This is a genomic window from Streptomyces sp. NPDC059080 (assembly GCF_042739975.1).
Lineage (GTDB): Bacteria > Actinomycetota > Actinomycetes > Streptomycetales > Streptomycetaceae > Streptomyces > Streptomyces benahoarensis.
On sequence record NZ_JBHYGX010000022.1, the window covers coordinates 26,531 to 35,995 of the forward strand.

Sequence of the window (9,465 nt, forward strand, 5' to 3'; positions counted from 1 at the left end):
AGCGAGCTGCCCACCCCGTGCACTCGCCGCAGCCCCCCCTCCCTCTCCCCCCCCGCCCCGCGGTGTCCCGCGGGGGGGGGGGGGGGGCGCCCCCCGCCCCCCCCCCCCCGCGACAAAGGTGAGTTCTCCGGGCTTCGGCATGGTGCATCCAGTGTCGCAGACCCCTGAGGCGGGCCGGGCCGTACCGAAGGTGGGGGCGGTCACCCCGCGAGCCCGGGTACGGGGCGCGGCCTGCCTGCCTGCGGTCACGAGCGCCAGACCTCGCGGAGGTGGGTGACGGCGCCTGCGGGGCCGAGGGTGATCTCGTAGATGTCTCCTGAGCAGGAGTACGGGACCTTGACCGGTGCGTGGCGCACGCCGCCGTCCCGTCGCCCCGTCGTCGCCCCCAGCAAACTCAGAGACCGTTACGGCGATAGGGCACGTACGGGTGCCCGCCCGCCCTCTCCTGGGCGGCGTCGCCCGAGTAGATGGGGGTAGGGGATGACATGCGAGACGGTGCCTTGGGAACCGTTGTCCTCCAGCGCGACGTACTTGGTGTGTGACGCGTCAGCCCAGCCGCCGAAGAGGACGGTGTGGTCCCCGGCGACCAGGGCGTCTCCTGGTTGGAGATCGTCCTTGGTGATCTGATGTGCGGTGTCGCTGCCCATCAGGCCGTAGGTGTTGAGTCCCGGCGGCTTGAGGCCCCATGCGGCGGAGACGAAGCCCATACTGCCGACCGTTCCGTCCGGCTCCGCCTTCGACGCACGAAGCCGCCGCTGACGGACCCGTCACGTGCCGCCCCGTGCGCACGGCCAATTGGCGGAAACCCTCGCCCGCCCGGCCTCCTCATTTCGAGCATGGGAGCACCGCATGGCGCACCGCCGCATGGGGCGATGAGGTGCCCACCGCCCCATGCGGCCGCCCCGTACCCAACACGGAAGCCCCCTACCAACGGTTTCCCGTCGGCAGGGGGCTTCCCGTCACGCGGCGACGGAGGCGGTCTCAGGTGTGGGACGGAGGCGTCATCCCGTGCCCACGAAGATCACAAAGAGCAGCCAGACGACCGGAGCGGTGGGCAGCAGGGAGTCGAGCCGGTCCATGATGCCGCCGTGCCCCGGCAGCAGGGTGCCCATGTCCTTGATGCCGAGGTCCCGTTTGATCATGGATTCGCCGAGGTCGCCGAGGGTGGCGCTGGCAGCGACGGCGAGGCCCAGCAACAGGCCCTGCCACCACACACCGCCCTTGATCAGGAACTCCATGCACAGCGCACCGGCGACCATCGCGAACAGCACGGCACCGACCAGGCCCTCCCGCGTCTTGCCGGGGCTGATCCGGGGCGCGAGCTTGTGCTTCCCGAACCGCCACCCCACGGCGTATGCCCCGGTGTCGCTGACGACGGTCAACAGCAGGAACGTCAGCACCCGCTGCGGGCCGTCCGCGCCGGCGGCGAGCATCAGCGCGACGAAGGTGGCGAGGAACGGGACGTAGAACGCCGTGAACACGCCCGCGGTGACGTCCCGCAGGTAATTCTCCGGCTTCCCCGTCATCCGCCACACCAGAACGGCGAGGGCCGTAAGCGCCATCGCCGCCCACGCGCCACCGGCCCCGAGGACATACCCGGCGACCACCATGGCGGTGCCGCCGACGGCGAGGGGGATCAGCGGTACCTGGATGTCCTTGCGTTCCGCAAGACGCGCGGTCAGCTCCCACAGACCCACGACGACGGCGACCGCTATCACGCCGACGAAGACGGGCTTGTAGACGAAGAGGGAGGCGAGGATGACCACGCCGAGGCCGACGCCCACCCCTATCGCGGCGCGCAGATTACGCCCCGCGCTCTTCTTCTTGGGCTTCTCCGGCTCCGTCAGGTGAGGCTTCTGCGGGTCCGTCGAGCCATCGGGCCCGGGGGAACCGGGGAAAGGCGTGGCCATGAGCTCCTGCGGCTTTTCGTCGCGGAACAGGGGGCCGCTCGGGCGAGTGGCCCCCCGGTCGTCCCGGTGGTTCGGGTCATCCCGGGGGCCCCGGTGGTCCCGGTCGTCGTCCTCGTGTCGGCCGGCGTCGGGCACGACGGGCAGCGGACGGGTCCGGGCGACCGCTCCCCCGTCGTATGAGTGCCCCGCCGCAGCGGGGGACGCCCCATGCGGTGCGGGGGCCGCCCCGTGGTCCGGCGCCGGCCCCCAGGGACCGGCGCCGGGCGAGGCCCCCCAGGATGACTCGTTCATCAGACCTCGAGGAGCTCGGATTCCTTGTGCTTGAGCAGCTCGTCCACCTGCGCGACGTACTTCGCGGTGGTGTCGTCGAGCTCCTTCTCCGCGCGGCGGACCTCGTCCTCGCCGCTCTCCTTATCCTTGACCAGCTTGTCCAGGCTCTCCTTGGCCTTGCGGCGGACGCTGCGGATCGAGATCTTCGCGTCCTCGCCCTTGGTCTTGGCGACCTTGATGTAGTCCCTGCGGCGCTCCTCGGTCAGCTCCGGGAACGTCACACGGATGATGTTGCCGTCATTGCTCGGGTTGACGCCGAGGTCGGAATCGCGGATCGCCTGCTCGATGTTGCGCAGGGCGCTCTTGTCGAACGGCGTCACGACGGCCATCCGCGGTTCCGGAACCGAGAACGACGCCAACTGGTTGATCGGCGTCATCGCACCGTAGTAGTCCGCCACGATCTTGTTGAACATCGCCGGGTGCGCACGCCCCGTGCGGATCGCGGCGAAGTCCTCCTTGGCGACCACGACGGCCTTCTCCATCTTCTCCTCGGCTTCGAGGAGGATCTCTTCGATCACCACTTGCTCCTGGTCTTATTCGTAAGAAGCAGAGCCTCGCCCCTGCCGCGCGTCCACTCCTGCACGGTGTCCGACCGGCAGGCGGTTGTCCATCCCCGTGCCGGTCTCGTCCCCGTGCACGGGAGGTGCCGCGGAGCGCGGGGCGACGCCCCGTGCCCGCGCGGCAGTTGGGGCCGTCAGGCCCGGGTGTCCTGATCGCTGACGAGCGTGCCGATCTTCTCACCCTTCACCGCACGCGCGATGTTGCCCTCGGCGAGCAGTTCGAAGACGAGGATCGGAAGCTTGTTGTCACGGCACAGCGTGATGGCGGTGGCATCGGCGACCTTCAGGTCGCGGGTGATGACCTCGCCGTATTCGAGAGCGTCGAACTTGACCGCGTCGGGGTTCTTCTTCGGGTCGGCGTCGTACACGCCGTCCACGCCGTTCTTGCCCATCAGCATGGCCTGGGCATCGATCTCCAGGGCACGCTGGGCGGCCGTGGTGTCGGTGGAGAAGTACGGCATGCCCATACCGGCGCCGAAGATGACGACGCGGCCCTTCTCCAGGTGGCGCACGGCGCGCAGCGGGATGTACGGCTCCGCGACCTGCCCCATGGTGATGGCGGTCTGGACGCGGGAGTCGATGCCTTCCTTCTCCAGGAAGTCCTGGAGGGCAAGGCAGTTCATGACCGTGCCGAGCATGCCCATGTAGTCGGAGCGGGCCCGGTCCATGCCGCGCTGCTGGAGTTCGGCGCCACGGAAGAAGTTGCCGCCGCCGATCACGATGGCGATCTCGTAGCCGTCGCGTACCACGGCGGCGATCTCGCGTGCGATGGCGTGGACGACGTCGGGGTCGACGCCCAGACCTCCGCCGCCGGCGAACGCTTCGCCGGACAGCTTCAGCAGGAAGCGTCCCTTCCCGTCACTGTCGGGATTGCCGGCTTTATCCGAGCCGTCGGCACCGTGGTTCATGTGAAGCTCTCCTCGTACACATACGAAGGAGGCCATTGCCGTGGGTCTGGTCCAGATCCCTGTGCGGCAATGGCCTCCTCGTCACATCTGCGGCCGGCCGGTGTGCGGCCGACTGCGTACGACCCTAATGGGGCCGCGGGTCATTCGCTGCCCTGCGCCAAGCGGTCGGCCGTGGCGGCCGGTCCCGGTGGCGCGGGGCGTTCCGGCTCGCTCAGATGCCGACCTTGATGCGCGAGAAGCGCTTCAGGGTGACACCGGCCTCCTGGAGGACCTTCTCGACCGACTTCTTGTTGTCGAGCGCGAACGGCTGACCGAGCAGCGTCGCGTCCTTGAAGAAGCCGTTGAGGCGACCCTCGACGATCTTCGGGAGGGCGGCCTCGGGCTTGCCCTCGGCGCGCGTGGTCTCCTCGGCGACGCGGCGCTCGGCCTCGACGACATCGGCCGGCACGTCGTCCTTGGCGAGGTACTTCGGCGCGAACGCGGCGATGTGCTGGGCGACGCCCTTGGCGACCTCGGCGTTCTCCTTGTCGAGCTCGACGAGGACACCGATCTGCGGGGGCAGGTCGGGCATGGTGCGGTGCATGTAGGCCGCGACGTAACCGCCGGTGAACTGCGCGAAGCGGTCCAGGACGATCTTCTCGCCCAGGTTGGCGTTGGCCTCGTCGACGAACGCCTGGACGGTCTTGCCGGCCTCGATCTCGGAGGCCAGCAGCGCCTCGATGTCGGCCGGGGAGGTCTTGGCGACGTGCGCAGCGATCTCGTTGGCAACGGCCTGGAACTTCTCGCCCTTGGCAACGAAGTCCGTCTCGCACTTCAGCTCGACGAGGACACCGGAGGTCTTGTCGTCGGCGATCAGGGAGACCACGGCGCCGTTCTCGGCGGAGCGGCCCTCGCGCTTGGCGACGCCCTTCTGACCCTTGATGCGCAGCGCCTCGACGGCCTTGTCGACGTTACCCTCGGCCTCGTCCAGGGCCTTCTTGCAGTCCATCATGCCGGCGCCGGTCAGCTCGCGGAGCTTCTTGACGTCAGCGGCGGTGTAGTTCGCCATGATCTGTGAATCTCTTCTCGAAAGTCGAAAGATCTACGGGTGGACGGCGGGGGCGGCGCTTGTGGCACCGTCCCCCGCCGTCGTCAACCGGTCTGAGGTCAGGCCTGCTCGGCGTCGGCCGCCGGCTTCTCCTCGGCCGCGACCTCGGCCTCGGCTGCGACCTCGGCCTCGGCGGGCTTCTCCTCGGCCTTGGGGGCCTCGTCAGCCTTGGGGGCCTCGTCAGCCTTCTTGTCGCCCTCGAGCAGGTCGCGCTCCCACTCGGCCAGCGGCTCTCCGGCGGCCTTCTCGCCCTTGGCCTCGGCGCCACCGGAGCGGGCGATGAGGCCCTCGGCGACGGCGTCGGCGATCACGCGGGTGAGCAGGGTGACGGAGCGGATCGCGTCGTCGTTACCCGGGATCTTGTAGTCGACCTCGTCGGGGTCGCAGTTGGTGTCGAGGATCGCGACGACCGGAATGTTGAGCTTCCGGGCCTCACCGACGGCGATGTGCTCCTTCTTGGTGTCCACGATCCAGACGGCGCTGGGCACCTTCTGCATCTCGCGGATACCGCCGAGGGTCTTCTCCAGCTTGGCCTTCTCGCGGGAGAGAACCAGCAGCTCCTTCTTGGTGAGGCCGGACGCGGCCACATCCTCGAAGTCGATCTGCTCGAGCTCCTTCAGGCGCTGCAGACGCTTGTAGACGGTCGAGAAGTTGGTCAGCATGCCGCCGAGCCAGCGCTGGTTCACGTAGGGCATGCCCACACGGGTCGCCTGCTCGGCAATGGCCTCCTGGGCCTGCTTCTTGGTGCCGACGAACATGACCGAGCCGCCGTGGGCGACGGTCTCCTTGACGAACTCGTAGGCGCGGTCGATGTACGACAGCGACTGGAGCAGGTCAATGATGTAGATGCCGTTGCGCTCCGTGAAGATGAAACGCTTCATCTTCGGGTTCCAGCGGCGGGTCTGGTGCCCGAAGTGGACGCCGCTCTCCAGCAGCTCCCGCATCGTGACGACGGCCATGGCCGTGCTCCTTGTTTTCTCGGTTCCACCGCGGCCGGTCGGCTGCGGTGCCTGACGCCCCGACGCGCCTGCCGGGGAGGGAACCTTGCGGAACCGTCCTAGGACCGAGGGGCGCGGCCACCGTGCTGCCCGATGGGGACTGATGCACTGGCGGCGGGGCGTGCGAAGTCGACCCGGTGACCCGGATCGCCACCAGAAGTGTACGGGACGGCCGACGCGCTCAGCGACACACGCCTCTCGCATGGTGCCGCCCCGTGCTGCCTCACCTGCACCGGGACTCGTGGATGGCCCGGGTGGCCCCGTGGGCCTGGCGCGGTGGGCTGCGCCATGGGGACGTCGTCGGTAGGTGCCGGCCGCATTGGTTCTTCTCGGGGAGACCGTGACGGGGCGTCGCGCATGGGGTTGCCATCGAGGGGAGCGCCGGAGCCTTCGAGGGCACAGGCACTCAAAGCCGGAGGCCCGGGCGCTCACTGGATCGGGTGAGGAGCTTCTCCACAGACGCGGAGTTACCCACAGATCTGGTTCAAGATCCCCGCGCTCGTTCGGACTGCGTCACCGTCGATCCATGCGACTTCTCCCGCCTCTCCCCAGCCTCCGCGCCCTGCCCGGCCGCCTCCGCCCTTCGCCCCCTTCCGGGCCTCGTACGTCGGTCCTTCCTTCGCCCGCCTCGGGCAGCCATCGGCCGTGGCGCGTTCCGCGGTTCGGTCGGTTGAGTGCGCGGTGCCGCACTCGACCGTCACGGTCGAGCGGGCCCCTGCCACGCGGTCGGTGCCGGAGCACCACCGAAGAGGCCCCGGTCACGCGGCTCGACGCGGCCGCTCCATCGGCACGCCGATCCGGCTCGCATGGTGCAACGACGCGCGGCCGTCGGTCCCACGTGCCGGACACATCCGGCTTCGGACGTTGCCTACGCACTGTGCAGGGTTACGCACGCCGCTTGATGCCCGTGCCGGGCCCCCTGGCCCAGGCGCCGGAGTCCGGGCCCGCGCGGCCGCACGGTGTGCCGCATATCCCGGCCGGTGGCGTTGCCCTGCAGGTCACGGGCGTTTCGGCCAGAACGCTCGCCGCTCTGATGGCGTTCGCGGCCTTGGCTTCTCTCGCCGCGCTCACCGGTGTGGCGGCCGCCCGCGCGGGAGGGCGTGGGGCACCGGCCGAGCCCGGGCCCATCGCTCCGCAGGCCGCGGAAGCCACGCCTCCTGCCTCTGCCGACCGCGCCTGGCCGGTGGACGGCGAAACAGGATCCCGGCCCACGATCCTGCGTGGCTGGGAGCCGCCGCCCGCTCCCTGGGCGCCGGGGCACCGAGGCGTCGATCTGGCGGCGGCGCCCGGGACCACCGTCCGGGCCGCCGCGCCCGGCGAGGTCACCTTCGCCGGAGTCGTCGCAGGCCGGGGCGTCCTCACCATCCAGCTGTCCGGCACCGGAGAGCCACCACTACGTACGACGTACGAGCCGGTGCGAGCTTCGGTCCGCAAAGGCGACCGGGTGGACGCGGGTCAGCCGGTCGGCGTCCTCCAGCAGGGGCCGTTCCACTGCCACGAGCCCTGCCTCCACTGGGGCCTCCTGCGCGGGAGGAGCTACCTCGATCCGCTCACCCTGATTCCTCCGCGTATGCAGCAACGCGGCCCGTCACGGCTCCTCCCGCTCACGGACGTCCCGGTTCCGCCGGACACACCCCCGGACGGCGGGACCTCACACGGACGGGGCGAACGGGGGCGGGAAACGTTCGAGAGCAGGGGGACGGTCGTGGGTGGGGTGAGCGGCGAGCGCCGGTCAATGGGGCCAGGTATCGCCTGGCGACCCGCTCGGGCCGGGGCCACGTGGAGGGCCGGAGCAGCGCGATCAGGACGCCGGCCGCCCGGGACGCGTCAGCCGACGGGGCACCGTGCCCTGAGTGCCTGGTGGTGAGGTAGCGGCGGGGCCGGAGCGGCTGAGACAGTCGGGCCGACGCACGCGGTGGTGTGGAGGAGGGTGGGTGGGGCGGGGGGAGGGGGAAGGGAAGCCCCCAAGGATCGAACCAACCAAGCCCACCCCCGCCCTCCCCCTCAGCCCCGCACCCCCCGCAGGACCATGGCGACCGCTGCCTCGGTGATGTCTTCGGGCTCCTCCGCGGCGCCGAGTTCGATGCGGCGGACGGCGGCGTCGACGACGCCCTGGAGGAGCATGGCGGCCAGGCGGGGCTGGGCATGGCCGAGGCCGGCGAGCGCTTTCACGATCATGGCGATGAGTCCGCCGTGGGCGGCCCGGATCTTCTCCCGCGCCCCGGCGTCCAGCTCTCCTGCCGAGATGGCGACGACCGCGCGGTGCCGCCGGTCGCCGACCAGGGCGAGCTGGCGTCGTACGTATGCCTCGATCTTCGCTTCGTCGGTGTCGGCGCGTTCCATGGCCGCCTCGACCTCCGCCGCCCATACCGGGAAGTCGACGGCGCACAGCTCTTCGACGACGGCGGCGCGGGAGCGGAAATATTCGTACACGGATGACCGCGCGAGGCCGGTGCGCTCGGCGAGTGCGGGGAAGGTCAGGGCTTCCGTTCCGCCTTCGGACAGCAGGGTGCGGGCGGCGTCCAAGAGGGCGTCGCGCTGCATCGTTCGGTGCTCGGCCACTGAGGCCGCTCGAATCCTGGGCACCTGACCACTCTACGGATGGGCGGCGCCTGGTGGCACTCCGCGTCGGCTCCACGGCGGGCCGCACCGCTACGGGGCCGAGTGGGGCCCACACCTCCCGACGGCCGACTCGGCACCGAAGGCAGTCCAGCCGGACGGATGGCCCGGATGGCGGGGCCAGCTCGACACCCGCGAAGCCGCCCCGGGCGCCCGCCCCGCTCACCGTCCCGCGTCGGCGAGTTTGGCGCGCAGCTGGAGGACGGACTTGGTGTGGATCTGACTGACCCGGCTCTCGGTGACGCCGAGGACGTTGCCGATCTCGGCGAGGGTGAGGCCCTCGTAGTAGTAGAGGGTGACGACCGTCTTCTCGCGGTCGGGCAGGGTGTTGATGGCGCGGGCGAGCAGCCGTCGCAGTTCGCGGTCCTCGGCGATCTCGACGGGGTTGTCGGCGGCGGTGTCCTCCAGCGTGTCCATCAGGCTGAGGCGTTCGCCGCCTTCGCCCCCGGCGTGCAGGAGCTCTTCGAGGGCGACGACGTTGGCCAGGGAGAGTTGACTGAAGACGCCGTGGAGGTCTTCCAGGGAGATGCCCATTTCGCGGGCGACCTCGGACTCCGACGGGGTGCGGTGCAGCTGGGCTTCGAGGGTCGCGTAGGCACGTTCGACGGCGCGGGCCTTCTGCCGTACGGAGCGGGGGATCCAGTCGAGCGCCCGCAGTTCGTCGATCATCGCGCCGCGGATGCGGGTGATCGCGTAGGTCTCGAATTTGATGGACCGTTCGGGCTCGAACTTCTCGATGGCGTCGATGAGCCCGAAGACCCCGGAGGAGACGAAGTCGGCCTGTTCGACGTTGGAGGGCAGGCCGACACTGACGCGTCCTGCGACGTATTTGACGAGTGGTGAGTAGTGCAGGATCAGCTGTTCCCGCAGGCGTTCGTCGCCGGTTCGCTTGTAGGAACGCCACAGATCGTCGAGCGCGCTGGGGGCGGCGGGGCGCACGCCGGCGCGGGGGGGGGGGGGGGGCGGGGGGGGCGGGGGCGCCGCCCGGGGGGGGGGGGGGGCGGCTGGGGGGTGGTTCGCGAGGGCCCCAGCTCGGGGGGTGGGGGGGGGTGT

9 protein-coding genes are annotated in these 9,465 nt (G+C 70.3%); 1 reads left to right on the forward strand and 8 read right to left on the reverse strand.

Features of this window, described 5'->3' with window-relative positions; genetic code table 11:
* Positions 1 to 404: 404 nt before the first annotated feature.
* The 6 genes from ACFWWQ_RS18670 to rpsB form a co-directional block, all read right to left on the reverse strand.
* On the reverse strand, positions 405 to 707 hold the full coding sequence (locus tag ACFWWQ_RS18670; RefSeq protein ID WP_384597446.1) for a hypothetical protein: 303 nt from the start codon (positions 705 to 707) through the stop codon (positions 405 to 407).
* Positions 708 to 1,001: 294 nt separating this feature from the next.
* Positions 1,002 to 2,201 (reverse strand): phosphatidate cytidylyltransferase, encoded by a 1,200-nt coding sequence (locus tag ACFWWQ_RS18675; RefSeq protein ID WP_384597448.1) that lies wholly within the window; start codon positions 2,199 to 2,201, stop codon positions 1,002 to 1,004.
* The gene (gene frr / locus ACFWWQ_RS18680; protein ID WP_384597450.1) at positions 2,201 to 2,758 is read right to left on the reverse strand and encodes a ribosome recycling factor; all 558 of its coding nucleotides are present in this window, start codon (positions 2,756 to 2,758) and stop codon (positions 2,201 to 2,203) included. Before frr ends, ACFWWQ_RS18675 begins: the two co-directional genes overlap by 1 nt.
* A 176-nt stretch (positions 2,759 to 2,934) precedes the next feature.
* A complete protein-coding gene (gene pyrH / locus ACFWWQ_RS18685; RefSeq protein WP_384597452.1) occupies positions 2,935 to 3,708 on the reverse strand; it encodes a UMP kinase in 774 nt (257 codons plus the stop codon).
* Between the two features lie 211 nt (positions 3,709 to 3,919).
* Positions 3,920 to 4,756: a translation elongation factor Ts gene (gene tsf / locus ACFWWQ_RS18690; RefSeq protein WP_384597454.1), complete on the reverse strand. Its 837-nt coding sequence runs from the start codon at positions 4,754 to 4,756 to the stop codon at positions 3,920 to 3,922.
* A gap of 98 nt (positions 4,757 to 4,854) precedes the next feature.
* Complete coding sequence (rpsB, locus tag ACFWWQ_RS18695) at positions 4,855 to 5,754, reverse strand: 30S ribosomal protein S2 (RefSeq protein WP_384597456.1); 900 nt, start codon at positions 5,752 to 5,754, stop codon at positions 4,855 to 4,857.
* A 1,072-nt stretch (positions 5,755 to 6,826) separates the two neighbouring features.
* On the opposite strand from rpsB, the gene ACFWWQ_RS18700 reads away from it, so the two are divergent.
* Entirely contained in the window at positions 6,827 to 7,660 is an 834-nt protein-coding gene (locus tag ACFWWQ_RS18700) for a murein hydrolase activator EnvC family protein (protein WP_384597458.1), read from the forward strand.
* A gap of 137 nt (positions 7,661 to 7,797) precedes the next feature.
* On the opposite strand, the gene ACFWWQ_RS18705 is transcribed toward ACFWWQ_RS18700, so the two are convergent.
* Complete coding sequence (locus ACFWWQ_RS18705; RefSeq protein ID WP_384597561.1) at positions 7,798 to 8,337, reverse strand: TetR/AcrR family transcriptional regulator; 540 nt, start codon at positions 8,335 to 8,337, stop codon at positions 7,798 to 7,800.
* A gap of 237 nt (positions 8,338 to 8,574) precedes the next feature.
* Positions 8,575 to 9,351 (reverse strand): RNA polymerase sigma factor WhiG, encoded by a 777-nt coding sequence (whiG, locus tag ACFWWQ_RS18710; RefSeq protein WP_384597459.1) that lies wholly within the window; start codon positions 9,349 to 9,351, stop codon positions 8,575 to 8,577.
* Positions 9,352 to 9,465: the final 114 nt, after the last annotated feature.

Bases quoted from the DNA above. Each gene is read 5' to 3' on its own strand.
- ACFWWQ_RS18670 (WP_384597446.1), bottom strand. From the start codon at position 707: ATGGGCTTCGTCTCCGCCGCATGGGGCCTCAAGCCGCCGGGACTCAAC.
- ACFWWQ_RS18675 (WP_384597448.1), bottom strand. From the start codon at position 2,201: ATGAACGAGTCATCCTGGGGGGCCTCGCCCGGCGCCGGTCCCTGGGGG.
- pyrH (WP_384597452.1), bottom strand. From the start codon at position 3,708: ATGAACCACGGTGCCGACGGCTCGGATAAAGCCGGCAATCCCGACAGT.
- tsf (WP_384597454.1), bottom strand. From the start codon at position 4,756: ATGGCGAACTACACCGCCGCTGACGTCAAGAAGCTCCGCGAGCTGACC.
- rpsB (WP_384597456.1), bottom strand. From the start codon at position 5,754: ATGGCCGTCGTCACGATGCGGGAGCTGCTGGAGAGCGGCGTCCACTTC.
- ACFWWQ_RS18700 (WP_384597458.1), top strand. From the start codon at position 6,827: ATGGCGTTCGCGGCCTTGGCTTCTCTCGCCGCGCTCACCGGTGTGGCG.
- ACFWWQ_RS18705 (WP_384597561.1), bottom strand. From the start codon at position 8,337: ATGCAGCGCGACGCCCTCTTGGACGCCGCCCGCACCCTGCTGTCCGAA.